Annotated in this window: 18 protein-coding genes and 1 pseudogene; 13 read left to right on the top strand and 6 right to left on the bottom strand. The window is 72.9% G+C overall.

Annotated features, from left to right (window positions below):
• Positions 1–81: 81 nt before the first annotated feature.
• Both ACWCQ1_RS03830 and ACWCQ1_RS03835 read right to left on the bottom strand, forming a co-directional pair.
• Positions 82–2458: pseudogene (locus ACWCQ1_RS03830) on the bottom strand (glycoside hydrolase family 65 protein).
• Positions 2459–2483: 25 nt separating this feature from the next.
• Complete coding sequence (locus tag ACWCQ1_RS03835) at positions 2484–3359, bottom strand: universal stress protein (RefSeq protein WP_451025869.1); 876 nt, start codon at positions 3357–3359, stop codon at positions 2484–2486.
• Between the two features lie 240 nt (positions 3360–3599).
• Between ACWCQ1_RS03835 and ACWCQ1_RS03840 the strand changes: the two genes are divergently transcribed.
• The 4 genes from ACWCQ1_RS03840 to ACWCQ1_RS03855 all read left to right on the top strand — a co-directional run bounded on the left by ACWCQ1_RS03840 (position 3600) and on the right by ACWCQ1_RS03855 (position 8174).
• Entirely contained in the window at positions 3600–6266 is a 2667-nt protein-coding gene (locus ACWCQ1_RS03840) for a bifunctional acetate--CoA ligase family protein/GNAT family N-acetyltransferase (protein WP_451025757.1), read from the top strand.
• Positions 6267–6364: 98 nt separating this feature from the next.
• A complete protein-coding gene (locus ACWCQ1_RS03845) occupies positions 6365–6856 on the top strand; it encodes a CBS domain-containing protein (RefSeq protein WP_451025758.1) in 492 nt (163 codons plus the stop codon).
• Between the two features lie 316 nt (positions 6857–7172).
• Complete coding sequence (locus ACWCQ1_RS03850; protein WP_451025759.1) at positions 7173–7646, top strand: universal stress protein; 474 nt, start codon at positions 7173–7175, stop codon at positions 7644–7646.
• Between the two features lie 21 nt (positions 7647–7667).
• Positions 7668–8174, top strand: coding sequence for a flavodoxin domain-containing protein (locus ACWCQ1_RS03855; protein ID WP_451025760.1), 507 nt, complete (start codon positions 7668–7670; stop codon positions 8172–8174).
• A gap of 16 nt (positions 8175–8190) precedes the next feature.
• Here ACWCQ1_RS03855 and ACWCQ1_RS03860 read toward each other — a convergent pair whose 3' ends face one another.
• Together ACWCQ1_RS03860 and ACWCQ1_RS03865 are read right to left on the bottom strand one after the other, a co-directional pair.
• Complete coding sequence (locus ACWCQ1_RS03860) at positions 8191–8412, bottom strand: hypothetical protein (RefSeq protein WP_133045274.1); 222 nt, start codon at positions 8410–8412, stop codon at positions 8191–8193.
• A gap of 394 nt (positions 8413–8806) precedes the next feature.
• Complete coding sequence (locus ACWCQ1_RS03865; RefSeq protein ID WP_451025761.1) at positions 8807–9241, bottom strand: hypothetical protein; 435 nt, start codon at positions 9239–9241, stop codon at positions 8807–8809.
• Positions 9242–9399: 158 nt separating this feature from the next.
• On the opposite strand from ACWCQ1_RS03865, the gene ACWCQ1_RS03870 reads away from it, so the two are divergent.
• The 4 genes from ACWCQ1_RS03870 (at position 9400) to ACWCQ1_RS03885 (ending at position 14985) form a co-directional block, all read left to right on the top strand.
• Entirely contained in the window at positions 9400–10695 is a 1296-nt protein-coding gene (locus ACWCQ1_RS03870; protein ID WP_451025762.1) for a phosphoribosyltransferase family protein, read from the top strand.
• A gap of 131 nt (positions 10696–10826) precedes the next feature.
• The gene (locus ACWCQ1_RS03875) at positions 10827–13676 is read left to right on the top strand and encodes a cation-translocating P-type ATPase (RefSeq protein ID WP_451025763.1); all 2850 of its coding nucleotides are present in this window, start codon (positions 10827–10829) and stop codon (positions 13674–13676) included.
• Positions 13673–14332 carry a potassium channel family protein gene (locus ACWCQ1_RS03880; RefSeq protein WP_451025764.1) on the top strand — a complete coding sequence of 220 codons (660 nt, stop codon included), beginning with the start codon at positions 13673–13675 and terminating at the stop codon, positions 14330–14332. Before ACWCQ1_RS03875 ends, ACWCQ1_RS03880 begins: the two co-directional genes overlap by 4 nt.
• The gene (locus ACWCQ1_RS03885; protein WP_358605733.1) at positions 14329–14985 is read left to right on the top strand and encodes a potassium channel family protein; all 657 of its coding nucleotides are present in this window, start codon (positions 14329–14331) and stop codon (positions 14983–14985) included. The genes ACWCQ1_RS03880 and ACWCQ1_RS03885 overlap by 4 nt, the downstream gene beginning before the upstream one ends.
• Before the next feature lie 37 nt (positions 14986–15022).
• On the opposite strand, the gene ACWCQ1_RS03890 is transcribed toward ACWCQ1_RS03885, so the two are convergent.
• Together ACWCQ1_RS03890 and ACWCQ1_RS03895 are read right to left on the bottom strand one after the other, a co-directional pair.
• Positions 15023–15622 (bottom strand): Rv1733c family protein, encoded by a 600-nt coding sequence (locus tag ACWCQ1_RS03890; RefSeq protein ID WP_358605736.1) that lies wholly within the window; start codon positions 15620–15622, stop codon positions 15023–15025.
• Positions 15623–15735: 113 nt separating this feature from the next.
• Complete coding sequence (locus ACWCQ1_RS03895) at positions 15736–16200, bottom strand: cyclic nucleotide-binding domain-containing protein (protein ID WP_451025765.1); 465 nt, start codon at positions 16198–16200, stop codon at positions 15736–15738.
• Positions 16201–16886: 686 nt separating this feature from the next.
• On the opposite strand from ACWCQ1_RS03895, the gene ACWCQ1_RS03900 reads away from it, so the two are divergent.
• From ACWCQ1_RS03900 to ACWCQ1_RS03920, 5 genes are read left to right on the top strand one after another with little or no spacing between them, the layout of a single operon-like run.
• Positions 16887–17723, top strand: a complete 837-nt coding sequence (locus tag ACWCQ1_RS03900) for a universal stress protein (protein ID WP_451025766.1) — start codon at positions 16887–16889, stop codon at positions 17721–17723.
• A 10-nt stretch (positions 17724–17733) separates the two neighbouring features.
• Entirely contained in the window at positions 17734–18330 is a 597-nt protein-coding gene (locus ACWCQ1_RS03905) for a 2-oxoacid:acceptor oxidoreductase family protein (protein WP_358605744.1), read from the top strand.
• On the top strand, positions 18314–19555 hold the full coding sequence (porA, locus tag ACWCQ1_RS03910; protein ID WP_358605746.1) for a pyruvate ferredoxin oxidoreductase: 1242 nt from the start codon (positions 18314–18316) through the stop codon (positions 19553–19555). The genes ACWCQ1_RS03905 and porA overlap by 17 nt, the downstream gene beginning before the upstream one ends.
• Positions 19552–20562 (top strand): thiamine pyrophosphate-dependent enzyme, encoded by a 1011-nt coding sequence (locus tag ACWCQ1_RS03915; protein ID WP_451025767.1) that lies wholly within the window; start codon positions 19552–19554, stop codon positions 20560–20562. The genes porA and ACWCQ1_RS03915 overlap by 4 nt, the downstream gene beginning before the upstream one ends.
• On the top strand, positions 20559–22184 hold the full coding sequence (locus ACWCQ1_RS03920; RefSeq protein WP_451025768.1) for an NAD(P)-binding protein: 1626 nt from the start codon (positions 20559–20561) through the stop codon (positions 22182–22184). The genes ACWCQ1_RS03915 and ACWCQ1_RS03920 overlap by 4 nt, the downstream gene beginning before the upstream one ends.
• Positions 22185–22210 lie beyond the last annotated feature (26 nt).

Below are 22210 nucleotides of genomic sequence, written 5' to 3' on the forward strand. Positions count from 1 at the left end.
GACCAGACTCGGGTCCGTGCTCCGGCGCGGACAGGGGCCGCCAGGGCTGTCCCGGGGGGCCGATGGGCCCAAGCCGCCGACTCAGCCCTGCCCGGCGAGCAGGAGATGTCCGGTCTCCCCCGGCCGCAGACACACCACGCGGTCGGGCAGCCGTACGTCGATGGGCGACTCGTCCGACGCGGGTACGGCGATCTCCAGCCGCCCGTGCGCGAGTCGCAGCCGTACGCCCCAGTGGCCCCGGTAGCGCAGTACGAACCCGTACGACGACAGCTCCGGCAGCGGAACCGGGTCCAGCCAGAGCGCACCCTCGCGGGTCTCCAGGCCGGTCAGTCCGCGCTGGACGAGGTCGAGGGTGCCGGCCATGGCGCCGAGATGGATGCCTTCGCCGGTGGTGCCACCCTGCAGGTCGGCGATGTCGCCCCGGAGCGCTTCCTGGCAGTACTTCCAGGCCTCGGCGCGTCGGGCGCGGGCGAGCACCCAGCCGTGGACGAGACCGCTGAGGGTGGAGCCGTGGCTGGTGACGGCGCAGGTAGTAGTCGACGGTGCGCTGCCAGGTGTCCTCCTCCAGCCGCAGCCCCAACCGCTTGAACAGGGACCGGAGTTCGTCCGGTGAGAAGAGGTAGCCGAGCATCAGGACGTCGGCCTGCTTGGAAACCTGGTACCGGTTGACGCTGTCGCCCTCCGCCTCCAGGATGCGGTCCAGTCGGCGGATGTCCCCGTAGCGCTCGCGGTAGCCGTCCCAGTCGAGTTCGGCGAGGTCGCCGTAGCCCTCGAACTGGCTGATGACGCCTCGGTGGAAGGGCACGTACAGGGTGCGCGAGACGTCCTCCCACAGCTCCAGCTCGCCCCCGTCCAGGCCGGTGCGTTCGACGAGTTCGCGGCGACGGGGCTCGGGCAGGGAGTCGAGCAGCTCCAGGGTCCGGGTGAGCACCCAGGCGGCCGTGACGTTTGTGTATGCGTTGTCGTCGAGGCCGGGTGATTCGGCACCGGGATAGGCGTCGTGGTACTCGTCGGGTCCCATCACGCCCTTGATCCGGTGCCGTTCCATGCGGTCGTCGTAGACGGCCGCATCAGCCCAGAAGCGCGCGATCTGCAGCAGCATCTCCGCGGCCTTGGTGTGCAGGAACTCCGTGTCCCCGCTGGCCTGGCAGTACTGCCACGCGTTGTACGCGATCGCCGAACCGACGTGGTACTGCAGCCGGGAGTGGTCGGGCAGCCAGCGGCCGGAGCGCGGGTTGAGATGCAGACGCTGGCTCTCCTCACGGCCGTCGCTGCCGCTCTGCCAGGGGTACATGGCGCCCCTGCGGCCGGCCTCGCGGGCTGCGGTGCAGGCCTGTTCCAGGCGGCGGTGGCGGTAGCGCAGCAGGGCGCGGGCGACCTCGGGGAAGTGCAGGTCGAGGTAGGGCAGGACGAACAGCTCGTCCCAGAAGACATGGCCCCGGTAGGCCTCGCCGTGCAGGCCGCGGGCCGGCACCCCGACGTCGAGGTCGGCGGTGTGCGGCGACACGGTCTGCAGGACGTGGAAGAGATGCAGGCGCAGGATGCGACCCGGCTCTCCCGGAACGTCCAGTTCGGCCCGGCGCCACAGCTGGTCCCAGGCCGTCAGGTGGGACTCCAACAGCTCGTCGAAGCCGGGGGCACGGCTGACCCGCTCGACGGCGGCGTACAGCGGGTCGCTGATGGCGGGGTCGCGTGAGGTGTGCAGGGCGACGGTCTTGTCCAGGGTGGTCGTACGGCCGGCCGTCAGCCGAAGCCGGACCCGCTGGACGGCGCGGGGTTCCTCGTGCCGCGTCGTGACGGGCGCGTCGACGGTGAGCCGGGCCGCGATGCCGATCCGGATGTCCGAGGTACGGGTGCGGCAGCGCAGCCAGACCGTGTCCGGAGCGGCGGTGCCGGTGTGCACATGGGTGAGATGGCGGCCGTCCAGGTCGCGGTAGCGCGGCACGCCCGCGTTGGTGACGCCACCGTCGAGGGCGGCTTCGACTTCGAGGTCACCGGAGAAGCCCTCCGCCGTGAACTCGGTCCGCAGGGCCGCCAGATGGGGATCGGCCATGTGCACCAACCGTTGCTGACGCACCGTCAACTCACGGCCGTCGCCCAGCCCGTACCGGGTCCGGCGCTCCAACACCCCGGAGGCCAGGTGCAGACGCATCCGGTGGTCGAGCACGGGCGCGGCGTCCGGCGTCAGCCACGGTCCGCCGGGCAGCCGGAACCGCAACGGCAGCCAGTTCGGCACATTGACCATGTCCTCGTTCTCGACCCGGCGCCCGGCCACGTCGGAGGGGAGCCGGTTGTAGCAGCCCGCGACATAGGTGCCCGGGTAGTGCACCTCGTCCGCGGCGCACTCCGGCAGCGCGCCCCGGGTGGCGAAGCAGCCGTTGCCCAAAGTGCACAGGGACTCCCGCAGCCGTTCGTCCGCGGGGTCGTAGCCCTCGTACTCCCAGATCCAGTCCGTCACCTCGGGCCTCCCCGCACCCTCGCGCTCACACGCGTTGCGGCACGATCGCCACGGGGCAGTCCGCGTGGTGCAGCAGGGTGTGGCCCACCCGGCCGAGCTGGAACCCGAAGTGGCCGGCCCTGCGACGCGCTCCGATGATCACCAGGTCGGCGGCGGCGGAGCGGTTCAGCAGCACCGAGCGGGCCGGGCCCTCCACCGTGTTGCGGCGCACCCGGACCGACGGGTGGTCGGCCGTCGCGTCGTGCAGCAGGGCGTCGATCAGGGCGGACGCCTGCTGCTCGTGCTGATGCGCCGGGTCTCCGGCCAGCTGGGGGTGGTCGGCGCCCTCCAGCGCGGGGCAGCGCCAGGCGCGCACGACGTCGAGCACGCCGCCGCGCGCCTCGGCCTCACGGAACGCGAACCGTACGGCCTCGGCGCCGGTCGCGGGGTCCCCCGCCCCGAGCACGATCCGCTCATGCGTGCCCGCGAGCCCCGCTTTGTCGCCCCGGACCACGATCACGGGGCAGTACGCCCGGGACGCCACCGTCAGGCCGACGGAACCGAGGAGCAGCCCCTGGAGCTCACCGCGTCCCCGCGAGCCGGTCACCACGGCGGAGGCGTTGTTGCCCTCGCGCAGCAGCGCGTCGGCCGCCTCCTCGGGGACCACCTCGGCGGACACCTTCACCTCGGGGTTGCGCAGCCGGGCCCGGTCGGCGGCGGATTGGACGATGGTCTCCGCCATCACCTGCTCGGAGGGACGGTCACGGCTCGTGGACGGCGCCACGCCCTCGTAGCGCTCCCACAGGGAGGCGTACACGAGCCGCACCGGCAGCCCGTGGCGGGCGGCCTCGTCCACCGCCCAGTCGACGGCGGCCAGGCTCGCGTGCGATCCGTCGACACCTACGACAAGGGGCAGCTCCATCATCGTCCTCACCGCCTTCCTGGACCGCACGGGCGTGCGGCGCGGGGCTCACCCTCACGGTCGCACCGCCGGCCGGGGCGCACGAGGGGTGGTTCGGCCCCGGGCGGGGCCGTTCGGCCCATGCGGCGGTCCGCGCGCAGCGGGCGAGGGCCGCTCGGCCCGGCTTCCGGCCCGGTCAGCCCCTGGGGCGCCGGCTGCCCGGGGCGGACGCTGAAGGCGAGACGTGGAGAGAGGTGTGCCATGACGGACGTCCGGCAAGCACCGGTGCACGCGCTGCTCACCGACGGCAGGACCGTCCGCATCCGGCGGGCCGACTACCGTGACCGTGCCGCGGTGCGGCGGCTGTACGAGGAGATGTCGCCCGAGAACCTGCGACAGAGGTTCTTCACCGTGGGCCGGGCCTCCGCCGCACAGGCCGCCGACCGGGTGGCCGACGCAGGTCCCGCGCGGCCGGGCTACTGTGCCCTGGCCGCAGAGCACGCCGACCGGCTCGTGGGCCTGGTCGAGTATGAGGTCGTACCGCCCGGCACCACAGCCGAGATCTCCCTGGCGGTGGCGGAGGGCTGGCACCACCGCGGTGTCGCCACCCTGCTGGTGGAGCACCTCGCCGACGCCGCCCGCGCGGCGGGTGTCACCGCGTTCACGGCGGACGCCCTCTCCGACAACCACGAGCTGAGGACGGTCTTCCGCGACCTCGGGCTGCACGTCCTGCCCCACTACGACGGCCCCGAGGTGTCCTGGACGGTCCGTCTCACCGAGGACGAGGGGTACTTGAGCGCCGTCGACACCCGGGGCCGGACCGCCGACGTCGTCAGCCTGCGCCCGCTGCTCCAACCCCACTCGGTCGCGGTGATCGGCGCCGGCCGCAAGCCCGGGTCCCTGGGCCGTGCCATCCTGCGCAACATCTGCCGGGGGTCGTTCGGGGGCCGTGTCTTCGCCGTGCATCCGGAGGTCTCCTCGATTTCCGGGGTGCACGCGTACCCGTCCGTGACGGCGCTGCCCGAGGTCCCCGACCTTGCCGTGATCGCCGTGCCCGCGCCGGCCGTCCCCCAAACGGCCGAGGCCTGCGGAAAGGCGGGTGTACGGGCGCTGCTGGTCGTCTCCTCGGGGCTCGACGCCCACCAGGCCGGCGGCCTGACGGGTGCCTGCCGCCGCTACGACATGAGGCTGGCAGGCCCCGAATGCCTGGGTCTGGCCAACACGGACGAGTCCGTCCGCCTGGACGCGACCTTCGCCGCGAACCACCCGAGCCCCGGGACCGCGGGTGTGGCGGTGCAGTCGGGCGGGGTGGGCATCGCGCTGCTGGACGGGCTGTCCCGGCTGGGCATCGGCGTGTCGTCGTTCGCGTCCCTGGGGGACAAGTACGACGTCAGCGGCAACGACATGCTGCAGTGGTGGGAGAGCGACGGCCGCACCGAGCTGGCGCTGCTGCACCTGGAGTCCTTCGGCAACCCGCGCGCCTTCTCCCGCACCGCCCGCCGGGTCAGCCGCCGCATGCCGGTCCTCACCGTCGACGCCGGCAGGTCCGAGACCGGGCGGCGCACCGCCCCCACCGTGACCCGGCAGGCCCTGTTCACCCAGGCCGGCATCACCGCCACCCACTCGATGGCCGAACTCCTCGACACGGCAGCCCTGTTGCACTCGCAGCCGCTGCCGAGCGGCACAAAGGTCGCCGTCGTCTCCAACACCGCGGGAGGAGGCGTGCTGGCCACCGACGCCTGCGCGGACATGGGCCTCAGCGTGCCTGCGCTGGGCACGAACCTCATCGACGAACTCCTCACCCTGCTGCCCGCGGGCGCCACCGCCACGAACCCGGTGGACACCACGGCGGCCGTGAGCGAGAAGCAGTTGCGTGCCTGTGTGGAACGCCTCACGGCGCACGGAGCCGTGGACGCCGTCCTCGTGACCCTGGTGCCCACCGCCGTCGCCGCCGCGACCGGCGACGACCTGGTCCGCTCCCTGACGGCCGCCCCCGGTCCGCTCCCCCGTCCGGTCGTCGCGGTACTGCCCGCCCAGGCCGCCCGGGTGGAGCTGCTCGCCGCCCGCGACGAGCACAAGGTCCCCGCCTACTGCGACGCCCAGGACGCCGCACGCGCCCTGGCCCATGCCGCGGCACGGTCCCGCTGGCTGGCTCAACCACCTTCTCCAATACCGGAGTTGGCGGACGTGGAAACGCACCGGGCCAGGGATCTGGTCGCCGCCTTCCTGGACGACAACCCCGAGGGCGGCTGGCTGGACCCGCAGGCCATCGCCACCCTGCTCGGCTGCTACGGCGTCCCGCAGCTCCCCTGGGCGTGGGCGCGGGACGAAGACGAGGCGGTCGCCGCCGCGCAGCGCCTGGCAGGCAGTGACGGCCGGGTCGTCATGAAGGCCCACTGGCCGGGTCTGCTGCACAAGAGCGAGCAGCACGCCGTCCACCTCGATCTGCACAACGCGGCCCAGGTGCGGGCCGCCCACCGCGACCTGGTCGCCCGTTTCGGCGACCGGCTCACCGGCGTGGTGGTCCAGCCGCTGGCCGAGCGCGGCACCGAGTGGTTCGCGGGCGTCAAGCAGGACGAGGTCTTCGGCCCGCTCGTGGCCTTCGGACTCGGCGGTACGGCGACCGAACTGCTCGCCGACCGGACCGCACGGCTGGCCCCGCTCACCGACCACGACGTGCGCGAACTCATCACGTCTGCGCGCACCACCCCGCTCCTCTTCGGCTACGCCGGCAGCCCGACCGCCGATGTCGAGGCCCTGGAGCAGGTACTGCACCGGCTGTCCCGGATGGCCTGCGACCTGCCGCAGCTGGCACAGGCCGACCTCAATCCGGTCTTGTCCGGGCCGCGGGGCGTGAGCGTCCTGGACGTCCGGGTGCGGCTCGAGCCGCGGCACGCCCATGACCCGTATCTGCGCCGGCTGCGCTGACCCACGGCCGGCTGCAGGGAAGGAGGACCAGGGCGACCGATCTCGTGCTGCACCAGTCCCGGCCCGAGCCGGGCTTCCCCGGCGGGTGGCTGGGTAGGGTGCGTCACGGCATCCGGCACGGCGGCGCGAAGAGCCGCGCACGCACCGCGGGTGAGCTGATGTCGAAGCCCGCCGTCACCGTGCACACCGACGCGACGGCCACCGAGGCCGCCCGCGTCATGATGCGGCACGGCGTCGAAAGGCTTCCCGTGGTGGACGAGGAGGACCGGCTCGTCGGCATCGTCACCCGGCACGACCTGCTGCGCGTGTTCCTGCGCTCGGACGACGCCATCCGGCGCGAGGTCCGCCAGGAGGTCTTAGTCAACGCGCTCCGGCCGCACATCGTCCAGGTCGGCGTGCGGGACGGCGTGGTCGCCCTCAGGGACCGCCTGGAGCGGCGCAGCGACAAGTCCGTCGCGCTCTCCCTGACGCGCCGCCTCGACGGTGTCGCCGTCGTCGACCGGCTCACCTACCGGTACGACGACACCCGCCACCAACCCGCCGCACAGGCCGTGCACGGGGTCTCGGAGGACTGGCTGCGCAAGTTGTGAGCTGTCGGTGCCCCACCGGGCGCCGTGAAGCGAGGAGGACGACCATGCGCACCGCTGATGTTCATGGCCACCGTGGCCGGCCACCAGCGGCCCGGCGACAACGAGACCGTCATCGAGGAACGGCACTGCTTCGGCCCCGGTGACGACCACCGGCACTACCGGCACTGAGTGCCGACGACGATCACCCGGAGAAGCGGCCCCCGTCCCGACCGTGGGACAGGGGCCGCTCGGCACCAGCCCGGTCCCGGTGGGCCCACGCCGTCGGGTCTCGGGACGGGGCACGGTGGAGGAGGGAAAGCCGTCCGGGGAGGCAACCGTGAGCGAACGTGTCAGTGACAAGGGCATCGTGGTGGGCGTCGACGGATCCGATGCGTCACGGGCCGCACTGCGCTGGGCACTGGAGCAGGCGTGTGCCCTGGGCACACGGCTGGTGGTCGTACACGCGTGGGAGCCGGCCACGGCAGGCATGGCGCCCTATGCTCCCGTCGCCGCGCGCCCCACGGCCGCGGAGCAGCGGGAGCGAGCGGCCGAACTCCTCGCCCACACGGTGCGCGACACCTTCGGCCCGCGCGTCGACCCGGCCATGCACGCGGTGCTGGTGGAGGGGCCGCCGGTCCGCGTCCTGCTCCAGCAGGCCCACGGGGCCCTCCTCCTCGCTCTGGGCCGTGGCTCCCACCCGCAACGGCAGCTGACCGGCGTGGGTGCGGTGGGCCGTGAGTGTCTGCGCCACGCGACGGTCCCCGTGGTCACGGTGCCCGCCCCCGTCGGCGTCCGTAGCGGTGCCGCATAGATCACATGCCGAGGTGACGTCATGGACGTCCTGGTCGGATACGCGACCGTCCACGGATCGACGCGCGAGACGGCCGACCGCGTCGTGGCCGGCCTGGCCGGGGCCGGGCTGAGAGTCGAGGCCAGGGATCTGCGGACGGTGGACGACGCCGACGCGTACGCCGCGTTCGTCCTGGGCAGCGCCGTGCACGGGCAGACCTGGCTCGAGCCCGCCAAGGACTTCGTCCGCGACAACCTCGACCTGCTCGGCGCACGGCCGCTGTGGATCTTCAGTGTCGGGATGCCGGCCGCCCTGCGCGGCCCCTGGAGGCGTCTGGCGCCGAGAGAGGCATCCGTGATCGTGGAGAGCCTGCCCGGCGAACTGGTGCCGCGGGAGCACGCCCTGTTCTCGGGCGTCATCGCGCCGGCTCATCTGCCCCTGACCGGACGGATCATGTTCCGCCTGGTGGGCGGCCGCTTCGGGGACTACCGCGACTGGGACGCCGTGGACGGCTGGACGGCCCGGATCGCCGAGGTCCTGACGCGCTGAGCGCGCGCCACGGGCCTCAGCAGCCGACGGGCGTACGGTGGTCCGTGCCCGCGGGCGGGTGGGGCATCCGCGTCGGCGGCACCGAAGGCGGCGGCGCGGGCGGGGTCTGGCCGCGCCGCCGCGCCAGCCGCAGCGCGAGCGCGTCGAACAGCATCGTGAGGACGAAGGTCACGCCCATCGCTGCGACCAGCAGCAAGGCGAACCTTTCGTAGAACTCCGGTGTGAGACTCGTACCCACTGTCCTCTCCCCCTCTCGGGTGGGCGTCGTTCCTGTCATCTCCAGCCAACTCCGTTGCGGAGCAGGGCACATGAGCCGATCGTCCCGAACAGAGGTCTCGAGCGGCCCTTGTCCCGGGTCCTGCGGCGCCCGCCGCCCACGGGATGGGCCGACCGGCCCCGGTGCCGAGGCCGGCCCGGCCCATGATCGGGGGTCGGTGGCCTCATGGCGACGGGTCCGGCGGCGGACGAGGCTTGTCGGTGGCGGTGTTCCGAGTCACCGGAACCTCCCCCCTTCCCGCAGGAGGCGACGGTCATGAAGCGGATTCACGAAACCCGTCGCCCCGGGACGCCTCGCCGCCCCGAGCCCCAAGACCTGCGCAGCCCGTCGGGGCGCCCGATGCCCTACTGAGCGCTCAGCGGACCAGCACCCGCTCTCCGGAGCGCGGCACGACGGCGGTCCAGCCGTCCACGAGGTCCCTGGCCCGGGTGCCCGCGGCGGCAAAGCCCACCACGACGACGGCGTTGCGTGGGTCCGGCAGCACGCGCCGCAGATGGTGCAGCACACGCCCTCCGGTGGCCATGCCGGACGCCGAGACGATGACGGCCGGCCCTCCCGCATGCCCCAGCTCGACGGACTCCTGCAGTGACCGCACGGCACGGAACGGATCGGGACTCAGCGCCGCCGGGCCCTCGGCCAGCACCTCCGGGCGCAGTTCCGGAGCCCGCGTCGCCAGAGCGTCACGGTAGACGCCGAGCGCGGCCAGGGCCATCGGACTGTCGACGTACACCGGCACGGTCGCCGGTATCCGGCCCGCCCGGCGGAGTTCGGTGAGCTCGGGGTCGGTCATGCCCTGCCTTGGGCCGAAGGACCCCGTGGGAGGGCCTGGGTGGCCCGGTGCGCACGGGCGCGTGGCCCCCGTGCCGGGGACCCGGGCGGCGGGACGATGGAAGTGGAAAGGGACCCTCGCGCCGCCGTGTCGGCGGTGCGCGCAGGAGGAGGTGGCCCGTGCGTTTCCAGGACCGGAGGGATGCGGGGCGCCGGCTGGCCCGGCGGCTGGAACACCTGCGCGGCCGGGACGTCGTGGTGCTGGGCCTGCCGCGGGGCGGGGTGCCCGTGGCCTACGAGGTGGCGCGGGAGCTCGGCGCCGAACTGGACGCCCTGGTGGTGCGCAAGTTGGGCGTGCCCTGGCAGCCGGAGCTGGCTTTCGGTGCCGTCGGGGAGGCCGGTGTGCGCGTGCTCAACGACGACGTCCTCCAGGGGACCCGGCTGGGGCAGGACTCTCAGCGGACAGTCGAACGGGCGGAGCGCGCGGAACTGGAACGGCGGTCGACTCTCTACCGGCGCGACCGTCCTGCCGCTCCTGTGACCGGACGGACGGTCGTGGTGGTGGACGACGGTCTGGCCACCGGTGCCACCGCCGAGGTCGCGTGCCGGATCGTCCACGACCGGGGCGCGGGCCGAGTGGTGCTGGCCGTACCGGTCGGTCCTGAGCGGACGGTGCGCCGCCTGCGGGGATCCGCGGACGAGGTGGTCTGTCTGCAGTCCCCGCGCTTCTTCGGCTCCGTCGGCGCCTGGTACGACGCTTTCCCCCAGGTCGACGACACGGAGGTGGCCGACCTGCTGGCACGCGCCACGCGCCCGGTGCCGGACGGCGACGTCGACGTGCCCGCAGGGCGAGTTCGGCTGGCGGCACGGTTCACGCTGCCCGACGGGGCGCCGGCCGTCGTGGCGTTCGCGCACGGCAGCGGCAGCGGCCGTCACAGCCCCCGCAACCGCTACGTCGCCGACGTACTCAACCGAGCCGGACTCGGCACCCTCCTGCTGGACCTGCTCAACGAGGAGGAGGAACGCGATCGGCACAAGGTCTTCGACATCGTGCTGCTCGCCCGGCGGCTCGGCAAAGCGGCACTGTGGCTGCGCAGTGAGACCGGACTGCCGGTGGTCTACTTCGGGGCCAGCACCGGTGCGGCCGCCGCACTGGAGGCGGCTTCCGTGGACTTCGACATCCGTGCGGTCGTCTCCCGCGGCGGCCGTCCCGACCTGGCCACGCCTGCCGCACTGGCCCACGTGCGGGCCCCCACCCTGCTCATCGTGGGCTCGCTGGACACCCGGGTGCTGGGCCTCAACCGGCTGGCGGCCGACTGGATGCGCTGCGACCACCGGATCACCGTCGTCCCCGGCGCCACCCACCTCTTCGAGGAACCCGGCACGCTGTCCACGGTCGCGGACCTGGCCCGGGAGTGGTTCACGGCCCACCTCGCACTGCCGCCGTTCGGCACACCGGCGCGCCGGTCGGCGTAGGGACCCAGCGGGAAGGCCGGTCCCCGTCACAGGGCGGGTTCGCCCTGTGACGGGGACCGGGTGGCCCATGGCGGCTCCACCTTCCGGGGCGAAGGGTGGAGCGAAGAGTCGTCCCACCTTCTGGGGGTCCCGTGCCGAGTCATCTCGCCGCGAGTGCTCCGGCCGGCCGCGCCGCGAAGCCGACGGCCACGCCGCCCGCCGACTCGGCGCCGCCCGTGCAACAGTTGCGCGCCGACGAGGTGTTCACCGCGTTCGCCACATCACCGCGCGGACTGTCCGAAGGTGCCGCCGACACACTGCGGGAGCGATACGGGCCCAACGAGCTGCCCCGTCCGCGCCGCAAAGGGGTGTGGCGGCGTTTCCTGGCGCAGTTCACCGACCTGTTCGCGCTCGTCCTGATCGCGGCGTCGGCGCTGACGTTCCTCGCCTACGCCCTGCAGGACCCGCGCGACGTCGGGAACCTGCAGTTGGCCTTCGCGATCCTGGGCGTCGTCGTGCTCAACGCGGTGATCGGATTCGTGCAGGAGTACTCGGCCGAGCGCACCGCCGAGACCTTGCAGGCCATGGTGCCGCACACCTGCCGGGTGCTGCGGGACGGCGAACGCCTGGAGCTGCCGTCCGGCGCGCTGGTCCCCGGGGACGTGGTCGTCCTGGAGGCGGGGGACGCGGTGTCGGCGGACTGCCGGGTGGTCGAGGCCCACGGCCTGTCCGTGAACAACGCGCCGCTGACCGGCGAGAGCGCGGCCGTGGCCCGGGTCGGCGAGCCGACCGCCTCGGACACCGCGCTGGACTCCCGCAACTGCGTCTTCATGGGCACCACGGTGGTCTCCGGCTCCGGCAAGGCCGTCGTGTACGCCACCGGCGCGACGACCGAGTTCGGAAGGATCTTCCGGCTCACCGATCAGGCACCGCGCCAGAAGACGCCCCTGCAGCGCGAGGTGGCCGTCATGGCGCGGCGGGTGGCGGCGCTGGCGGTGGCGATCGGCGCCGGCATGTTCGCGCTGCGCCTGCAGACGGGCCAGTCCCTGGTGTCGGCCTTCGTGTTCGCGCTCGGGGTCATGGTCGCGATGGTGCCCGAGGGACTCCCCGCGACGCTGTCCGTGTCGCTGGCCATCGGGGTACGGCGGATGGCCCGCCGTCAGGCGTTGGTCAAGCGGCTGCTGGCGGTGGAGGCACTGGGCTCGACCACCGTCATCTGCACCGACAAGACCGGCACCCTCACCCAGGCCGAGATGACGGTCACCCGCGTCTGGAGCGGCGGGATATGGCACGAGGTGTCCGGCGTGGGGTACGCCCCGGTGGGCGAGGTGTCCGGTGCGGAGGAGCTGCGCGAGCTGCTGCGAAGTGCCGTGCTGTGCACGGACGCCCGGCTCGTGCCCCCGTCGGGCTCCGAGGGCTGGCGGGTGCTGGGCGACACCACCGAGGGCGCGATCCTCGTCGCCGCGGCCAAGGCCGGCCTGCACCCGGGTACGGAGAAGGAGGCGGCGCCGCGGATCGGCGAGTTCCCCTTCGATCCCGTGCGCAAGCTGATGAGCACCGTCCACCGGACACCCGAGGGCGAGGTCCTGTGCGTCAAGGGCGCGCCGCAGGAGCTGCTCGCCCGCTGCATCCGGATACGGGTGCACGGAGCGGAGCAGGACCTTACCGCACCACTGCGGGACGGTGTCGTCGGCGCCAACGACACCATGGCGGGGAAGGGACTCCGCGTCCTGGGCGTCGCCGTCCGCCCGGTCGGCGAGGCGCCGCGCACGGCGGAGCAGGCCGAGGCCGGTCTCACGTTCCTGGGACTGATCGGCATGCTCGACCCGCCCAGGCCCGAGGTCGCCGAGGCGGTCCGAGCCTGCCGACGGGCCGGCATCCGGATCGTGATGGTCACCGGGGACCACCCGCTGACCGCGGAGGCGATCGCCCGCCGCGTCGGCATCGTCACCGCCCCTCATCCGACCGTGGTGACCGGCTCCCGCCTGGACGGCATGGACGCGGCGGAGCTGGACGGGCTGCTCGCGGAGCAGGGCCAGCTGCTGCTGTGCCGGGTCAGTCCCGAGCACAAGATGCGCGTGGTGGCGGCGCTGCAGGCGCGCGGGGAGGTGGTGGCCGTCACCGGGGACGGGGCCAACGACGCGCCCGCGCTCAAGCACGCCGACATCGGCGTGTCCATGGGGGCCACCGGCACCGACGTCGCCCGCGAGGCCTCCGAGATGGTGCTGCTGGACGACTCTTTCGCCTCCATCACCGCGGCAGTGGAGCTGGGCCGGTCGGTCTACCGCAACATCCGCAAGTTCCTCGCCTACCTCTTCAGCCACAACATCGCCGAGCTCGCCCCGATCCTCGCGGCGGCCTTCGCCGGCTTCCCGCTGGTGCCGCTGACCGCCGTGCAGATCCTCGCCATCGACCTGGGATCGGACGTGCTGCCCGCGCTGGCCCTGGGCGCGGAACCGCCCGAGCCGGACACCATGGACCGTCCGCCCCGCTCCCGCCGCGAGCGGCTGTTCTCCGCCGAGCTGGTGCGCAGGTTCCTGTTCCTGGGTGCCGTGCAGTCCATCGGCGTATGCGCGGTGTTCTTCTGGCAGATCCACGCCTCGGGGATCCCGTACGCCGACTTCACCAGCTCCGCCCCCGCCTACCGCAAGGCGATCACCCTCACCCAGGCGGCGATCGTGGTGAGCCAGTTCTTCAACGCCCTGGCGGTGCGCACGGACCGGCAGAGCGTGTTCAGCGTGGGGCTGTTCTCCAACCCGCGGCTGATCGCGGCCGGCTGCTTCGGCATCGGTCTGATGGCGGCGATCAGTTACGTGCCGCTGCTGCAGGACGTGTTCAACACGGCGCCGCTGGCCGCCGCCGACTGGGCCGTCCTCGTCGCCTTCGGCGTGCTGCTGCTGGGCGCGGAGGAGGTCCGCAAGTGGTGGGTGCGTCGCAGGCCCGTCCCCGCCACGACAGGAGCCCCGTCAGGAGCCCCGACAGGAAAGGAGGCCGCGCGATGAGGGTCATCGTGGTGGGCTGCGGCCGGGTCGGTTCCGCGCTCGCCGTCCAGCTGGTCAACGAGGGCCACGACGTGCGCGTCATCGACCGCGACCCGAGAACCCGGCGACTGCTGCCGGCGGGCTTCACCGGTCAGGTCCTGCACGGCAACGGTTTCAACCGCGCGCTGCTGGAGTCGGCCGGCATCGAACTGGCCGACGCGTTCGTCGCCGTCACCTCCGGCGACAACACCAACATCGTCAGCGCCCGCACGGCGAAGGAGACGTACCGGGTGCCGATCGTGCTGGCCCGCATCTACGATCCACGGCGCGCCGACATCTACCGTGACCTGGGCATCCCGACGATCGCCAGCGTGCGCTGGACCGTGCACCAGCTCCATCAGATGCTGCTGCACCGCCATCTCACCCCGGAACTCGACTTCGGCAACGGGGAGACCGTGCTGCTGCGTTCCCGGCTGCCCGCCTACCTCACCGGCCGCGGTATGGGCAATCTGGAGGTCGACGGCGAGATCAGGGTCGTCGAGGTGACCCGCGGCGGACGGTCGTTCCTGCCCACCCCGCACACCCCGGCGGAGGCGGACGACCTGGTCACGTTCGCCGTCGCGGCCGATGCCCTGGGCCGGCTGCGCGACTTCCTGGACAAGGAGCTCGGCACATGAGGATCATCATCGCCGGGGCGGGCCGCCTCGGCACCCAGATCGCCCAGGTTCTGGGCGGGACCGGCAACCGGGTCACGCTCCTGGACCAGGACGACGACCGTGTGGCCGCGCTCGGGGACCGCCTCCCCGCCGAGGTGCTCGCCGGTGACGCGTGCGAACCGGGCGTGCTGGAGGACGCGGGCGCGCACGCGGCGGACCTCGTCGTCGCCACCACCGGCGATGACGAGGACAACCTGGTGGTCAGCCTGCTCGCCAAGCGCCAGTTCAAGGTGCCCCGGGTCATCGCCCGCGTCAACGACGACGACAACGCCTGGCTCTTCACCCAGCACTGGGGCGTCGACACCGCCGTACCGGCCGCCGCGCCCCTGGTCTCCCTCGTCGAGGAGGCCACCAGCGCCAGCGACACGGTGGCGCTGCTGCGGCTGAGCAAGGCGGGCGTGAACGTGATCGAGACGACCATCGGTGAGCGCTCCCGCGCCGCCGGGCGCGCCCTCGGCGAGCTGGCCGTCCCGCCGGGCATCGTCGTGGCCGCCGTCGTCCGGGGCGGGGATCCGCTGACTCCCGCGCCGGACCTGGAGCTGCGGGAGGGCGACGAGATCCTCGTGCTGTCCCACACGGCCACCGAGGGCGAGGTCCACGCGGTCTTCCAGTGAGGGGGCACGCCACCGCGAGGTCACGTGGCCGGCGGTGTCAGCCGTTCATCTTCTTGCGCCACTGGGGGTCGACCTGTGCCCACTCGGTCTCCCAGTCGCGCAGCCGCCGCCGGTCGAGCCGGAGCCGTACCACCCAGCCGCAGCCCACCACCGCGCCACCGGTGCCGGCCGCGACCAGGACACCGGCCAGTTCGGACTGCAGGCGCGCCTCCGTGGCGCTGGGCGGGCTGGAGACCAGCTCACCCCGGTGGTCGATCCAGACGCCGACCGTGGAGCCCGCCTTGCTTCGCGGCTCGACCCGAGTCAGGCCGGTATGGCTGGACCCGTCGGCGGCCGTCCAGCGCACCTTCGCCCAGACCACCCCGTCACCGCCGTCGCCGGTGGACACAGGCGGGGTCTTGTCCGCGTCCTGGGTGAGCACCGCCGACACGGTGGACATTGTCGCCCGTCGAGCCGCGAGGCTGTCCTGCATGGCGGCGTCGGCGGCCTGGCCGGCGAACACGCCACCGGCCAGGGCGACGGTCCAGGTGCCCAGGACGATCCACGCTTCGGCGGTGTCGCTGGGGCGGCGCAGCGGATTGTGCCGCCAGCGCCAGAACCGCACCTTCTTCACCCGGGTGGGCCGCGTGTCCGCCATGTGCCGACACCCCCTTGCCTCTCAACTCGAACGTCTCACGGCCGGGGCGCGGTCTGCAGGGGCCGACCAGGCAGCATCGCGGGCCGAGTGGTCAGGTCCCGGGACCGCACGGCTCAGCCCCGGGCTCCGCTGCCGTAGGGGGCGTACAGATCGAGCAGCCGGGTGCGGGCGGCACCGAGCCGGCACACCATGGACTCGCCGACCCACAGGGCGATCGAGCGCCCCATGTCCGGATCGGCCTCGCACATCCGCCGGACGGCCTCGGCGTCGAACTCGTGCGCGCACACGGGCCCGGTCGTCCTGGCACCGAACCGCCAGGTGTACGGCCGGTACAGCCAGGAGCAGCCGAGGAGTTCCCCGGCGCCCAGGGTCTCGATCACGGCGGCCTGGCGTCCGGGCACCCGCATGTCGAGGGCGACGGTGCCGGAATCGATGATCCAGAAGTGGTCCGCGCGCCCGCCCTCACTGAACAGACGGGTGCCCGCCGGGTAGCGCACCTCGTGCGCCAGGCTCATCAGTCTGCCCCGGTACACGGCGGGGAGTTTCCTGGCGGAGCGGGGTGTGGTCTCGGTGGTCATGGCTGCGCCTCCTCCTGCGCGGGGCCGGTGCGGCGGCCGCCACGGGGGAACACCGCCTCCTACCAGGCTCGGTCACAGACGCAGAGATCGCATGGGCCGATCGGTCCTCGTCGGGGAGCCCACCGGGGTACGGGTTCCTCCGTCGCCGTCTGGCGGGGAGTCGCGGTCCGGACGCGGTGGACGATGTGGGTTACGCGAGATGGCCGACGAGGGCGCTCCAGACGTGGACGAGGCGGGTGAAGGGCCCGGCGGTCAGGTACAGGCTGATCTTGCGCCGCAGGTCGAATATTTCTCCGGCCGCCGCCGACGGTGGCAGGGCCGCGACTGCGTCCGCCGACCTGGGCCTCTCGTCGGCGAGTTCGCTGGCCCTGTCCCCGCCGCAGATCAGTCACCGGCGCCGCCTCGCGCACCCGACCATGGCGAACACACAGGCTGCCGTCCACCGCCCGCACCCCGCCCCGCTCCCACCAGCGCACGCGGGCACGGCCCACCCGACGTCGCCCGGGCCCGTCCCAGGGCCGGCCGTCAAGGGCGGCGGCCCCTGACGTCCGGGGCCCGAGTCGGCCGGGCCCTTCGGCCCTCGGGCCGGGGCCCAGCAGCCCCTGCCCCGGTGGGGGTGTCGTGCGGACGCTGGAAGCATCGAGTCCGCCGGCCCTCGCGCGGGCGCGACGTGGGAGGTGTTTCACGTGCGGCGACCCGTTGTCGTAGGACTGGACGGTTCAGCCGAGAGCCTCGCCGCCGCCGACTGGGCGGCAAGGGAGGCCCTGCGGCGCGGGCTCTCGCTGCGCCTCCTGTACGCGTTCGAGGGGCTGCCCGCCGAGGCCTCGGACCTTCCCGAGCTCGCCGCGCCTCGGTACTGGGCGGGCCGCGTGCTGCGCGGCGCCATGGACCGGCTCGCGGAGACCTACCCCCAGGTGCCGCTCGGCGCGGAGCAGATCGCCCGGCCGGCACCGGAAGCCCTTCTCGCCGCCGAGGCCGAGGTGCTGGTCCTGGGCAACCGCGCCTTCAGCGGTTTCGCCGGTCTGCTCGCCGACTCCGTGGGGCTGGCGACCGTGGCGCGGGCACAGGGGCCCATCGTGCTCGTGCCGGCCGGGTACGAGCAGGGGCCGGAGAGCGGGAGCCCGAACCAGCCCGTCGTGGTCGGTGTGGACACGGCGCATCCCTGCGACGAAGTGCTCGAGTTCGCCTTCGACGCCGCCGCCCTGCGCCGAGCGCCTCTGCGCGCGGTTCACGCCTGGCATCCGCGCCGCGTCCCTTCCGGACCCACCTCGCGGGAGGACGCCGAGCGGGCCCTGGACCTGGCGCTCGGGCCGTGGCGGGAGAAGTACCCGAACGTCGACGTCCACAGCATCGTCGACGTCGGCCGCGCCGCGCAGCGCCTGCTGCACGCCTCGGCCGACGCCGGTCTGCTCGTCGTGGGCCGCCGGATCCGCCCGGCCAGGCTCGGCCCGCACACCGGCCCGGTGGCGCACGCGGTGCTGCACCACGCCCGCTGCCCGGTCGCCATCGTCCCGCACGCGTGAGGAGAACGGCATGTTCCAGGTGCGCATCCACGGACGGGGCGGCCAAGGGGCCGTCACCGCGGCGGAGTTGCTGTCGGTGGCGGCGTTCGTCGAGGGCCGCCACGCGCAGGCGTTCCCGAGCTTCGGCTCGGAGCGGACCGGGGCGCCGGTCGTCGCTTTCTGCCGGATCGACGACCGGCCGATCCGCGTACGCGAACCCGTCACACGGCCGGACGCCCTGGTGGTGCAGGACGCGACCCTGCTGCACCAGATCGACGTCCTCGGCGGACTGCGCTCCGGAGGGTCCGTCCTCATCAACTCATCACAAGCAGTCGAGGAGTTGGGTCTTCCTGCGCTCACGGCCGCCGGCCGTGCCCTGACCGTCCCGGCGACCGCGATCGCGCTGCGCCGCTTCGGCCGCCCGGTCCCCAACGCGGTTCTGCTGGGCGGTCTCGCCGCCCTCACCGGATGTGTCCTGCTCGACTCCCTGACGGCGGCCATCGCGGAACGCTTCCCGGGCGACCTCGGCACGGCCAACGCGGCCGCGGCCCGGGACGCCTTCGACCACGTGAGCGCCCGCACAGGGGAAGCGCTCCGGGAGGAACACGCTCATGCTCAAGCAGACTGAGGGCTCAAGGGCCGTCGCCGAGACAGTCGGGTACTGCCGGCCCGAGGTGATCGCCGCCTACCCGATCTCCCCGCAGACCCACATCGTCGAGGAACTCAGCAGGCTGGCGAAGTCGGGCGCGCTGAAACCGTGCGAGTACGTCAACGTCGAGTCCGAGTTCGCCGCCATGTCGATGTGCATCGGAGCCTCGGCGGCCGGCGCGCGCACCTACACGGCGACCGCCAGCCAGGGGCTGCTGTACATGGTGGAGGCCCTGTACAACGCCTCCGGGCTCGGCCTGCCGATCGTGATGACGGTCGCCAACCGGGCCATCGGAGCGCCCATCAACATCTGGAACGATCACAGCGACTCGATGTCGCAGCGCGACTCCGGCTGGATCCAGCTCTACGCCCGCGACAACCAGGAGGCCGCCGACCTGCACCCGCAGGCCTTCAGGCTGGCCGAGGAGCTGTCGCTGCCGGTGATGGTGTGCATGGACGGCTTCGTCCTCACCCACGCCTGGGAGCGCGTCGACGTCCCCGAGCAGGCACAGGTCGACGCGTTTCTGCCGCCGTACGAGCCCCGTCAGGTGCTGGATCCCGAGGAGCCGCTGTCGATCGGGGCGATGGTCGGCCCGGACGCCTTCACGGAGGTGCGCTATCTGGCGCACGCCAAGCAGATGCAGGCACTCGACGCGATCCCCCGGGTGGCGGACGAGTTCCGGCGGGTCTTCGGGCGGGCCAGCGGCGGACTGGTGCAGCCGTACGCCTGCGAGGACGCCGACATCGTCGTCGTGGCGCTGGGTTCGGTGTTCGGCACGGTGTGCGACGTCGTCGACGAGATGCGCGAGAGCGGGGTGCGGATCGGGGCGCTCGCGATCACGTCGTTCCGGCCCTTCCCGCTGAACGCGGTGCGCACCGTGCTCGGCCGGGCACGTCAAGTCCTGGTGCTGGAGCGGGCGTTGGCGGTCGGCATCGGCGGGATCGTGTCGGCGAACGTCCGCACCGCGCTGTCCGGGATCCAGCTCGACGGGCACACCGTGATCGCCGGGCTCGGCGGCCGGGCGATCACCAAGGACTCGCTGCACCGGCTGTTCGACGACGCGATCGCCGGGCGGCTCGGGGAGCTCACTTTCCTGGACCTCAACCGTGATCTGGTGGAGCGGGAGTTGGCGCGGATGGAGGAGACCAGGCGCTCCGGTCCGTCCGCGGAGAACATCCTGCGCGATGTGGGGAGCAACCGATGACTGGCGCACCCGAGGTCAAGTTCTACCAGGTGGGCAGCTTCGCCGCCGGGAACCGGCTGCTGGGGCCGGAGTTGCAGTCCGACCAGGCCGACCCGGGCCGCTCCAACGCGCTGACCTGCGGTCACCGCGCCTGCCAGGGCTGCGGCGAGGCGCTGGGCGCCCGCTACGTCCTGGACGCGGCGCAGCGGGCGGCCGGCGGCAAGGTCATCGCCGTCAACGCGACCGGCTGTCTGGAGGTGTTCTCCACACCGTATCCGGAGACGTCCTGGCAACTTCCGTGGCTGCACTCGCTGTTCGGCAACGCCCCGGCCGTCGCCGCGGGCGTGGCCGCCGCGCTGCGCGCCAAGGGCCGCACGGACGTCCGGGTGGTCGGGCAGGGCGGAGACGGCGGCACCGTCGACATCGGACTGGGCTGCCTGTCCGGGATGTTCGAGCGGGGCGACGACGTGCTGTACATCTGTTACGACAACGAGGCGTACATGAACACCGGCGTGCAGCGCTCCGGGGCGACTCCCCCGACCGCGCGCACGGCGACGACCCAGGCGGTCGGCGACGAGCCGGGCGCGCCGTTCGGCCAGGGCAAGAACCTGCCGCTGATCGCGATGGCGCACGAGATCCCGTACGTCGCCACGGCCACCGTCGCCGGACTGCGCGACCTGGAGGCCAAGGTGCACCGCGCGATGGGCCTGCGCGGTGCCCGCTATCTGCACGTGCTGGTGCCCTGTCCGCTGGGCTGGGGCACGGCGTCCCACGACACGGTGCGCATCGCCCGGCTGGCCGAACAGACCGGGCTGTTCCCGGTGTTCGAGGCCAGGGACGGCGAGGTCACCGACGTCACCCCCATCCGGCGCCGGGTGCCCGTCGAGGAGTACCTGCGTCCGCAGAAGCGGTACGCGCACCTCTTCGAACCGGAGCCGCACACCGAGGTCATCGCCCGTCTGCAGCGGACCGCCGACCGCAACATCGCCCGTTTCGGGCTGCTCGCCGAGGAGGAGGTGCCGTCGTGAAGGAGAAGCCGTTCGCGATCACCCTGGACGTCGGGTCCAGCCTCGCCAACCGCACCGGCGCCTGGCGGACCGAGCGTCCCGTCTACGTAGACCGGATGCCGCCGTGCAACCAGGCGTGCCCGGCCGGCGAGAACATCCAGCAGTGGCTCTTCCATGCGGAGAGCGGTGACTACGAGGCCGCGTGGCGGCAGTTGATGCGGGACAACCCGCTGCCCGCCGTCATGGGCCGGGTCTGCTACCACCCTTGTGAGACGGCCTGCAACCGCGTCCAGGTCGACAACGCAGTGGGGATCAACTCCGTGGAGCGCTTCCTGGGCGACCAGGCGATCCGGCACGGCTGGACGGTGGCGCCCCCGGAGACGACGTCCGGCAAGCGTGTCCTGGTGGTCGGCTCGGGACCGGCCGGGCTGTCGGCCGCCTACCATCTGCGGCTGCTCGGCCACGAGGTGACGATCCGGGAGGCGCAGGAGAAACCCGGCGGCATGATGCGTTACGGCATCCCGCACTACCGCCTGCCGCGCCGGGTGCTGGACGCGGAGATCGAGCGCGTCGTGGCCCTGGGGGTGCGGCTGGAGACGGACACCCGTGTGGACGACGTGCTCGCCGCGCAGCGGGACGGCGGCTTCGCCGCCGTGTTCCTGGCAGTGGGCGCCGGCATCGGCAAGCGCGCCTACATCCCGGCCGGGGACACCGCGCACATCCTCGACGCGGTGTCGCTGCTGGGCAGCATGGAGGGCGAGGGCCCGCCCATGCTCGGGCGGCGGGTAGCGGTGTACGGCGGCGGCAACACCGCCATGGACGCGGCACGCACCGCCCGCAGGCTCGGCGCGAGCGAGGCCGTGGTCGTGTACCGGCGCACCCGGGACCGGATGCCCGCGCACGACGAGGAGGTCGAGGAAGCGCTGGAGGAAGGTGTGCGGGTGAAGTGGCTGTCGACCATCAAGCACGCCGACGGCGGCCGGATCACCATCGAGCGCATGGAGCTCGACGAGAGCGGATTCCCGCAGCCCACCGGCGAGTTCGAGGAACTCGAGGCCGACTCGGTCGTCCTCGCCCTGGGCCAGGAGTCCGACCTGTCCCTGCTGCGGGGCGTACCGGACCTGACCGTGGACCACGGCACGGTCCAGGTGGCCGACGGACTGATGACCGGCCATGCGGGCGTCTTCGCGGGCGGCGACATGGTGCCCGCCGACCGCACGGTCACCGTCGCCGTGGGGCACGGCAAGAAGGCGGCCCGGCACATCGACGCCTATCTGCGCGGAGAGGCCTACGAGCCCGGCCCCAAGCACGCCCAGGCCGACTTCGACCGTCTCAACACCTGGTACTACTCTGACGCGCCCGCCTCGGTCCGGCCGCAACTGGCGCTGGCGCGGCGCGTGTCGACGTTCGACGAGGTGAAACAGGGGCTGGACGAGTCCACCGCGCTGTTCGAGGCCCGACGCTGCATGTCCTGCGGCAACTGCTTCGAGTGCGACAACTGCTACGGCGTCTGCCCCGACAACGCGATCACCAAGCTGGGCCCGGGCAAGGGTTTCACGATCGACCTCGACTACTGCAAGGGCTGCGGCCTGTGCGCGGCCGAGTGCCCGAGCGGAGCGATCGACATGGTGCCCGAGGAGTAGGGCCGTACGTGAGTGGGCCCCCGCCG

This window comes from Streptomyces sp. NPDC002144 (genome assembly GCF_053593695.1).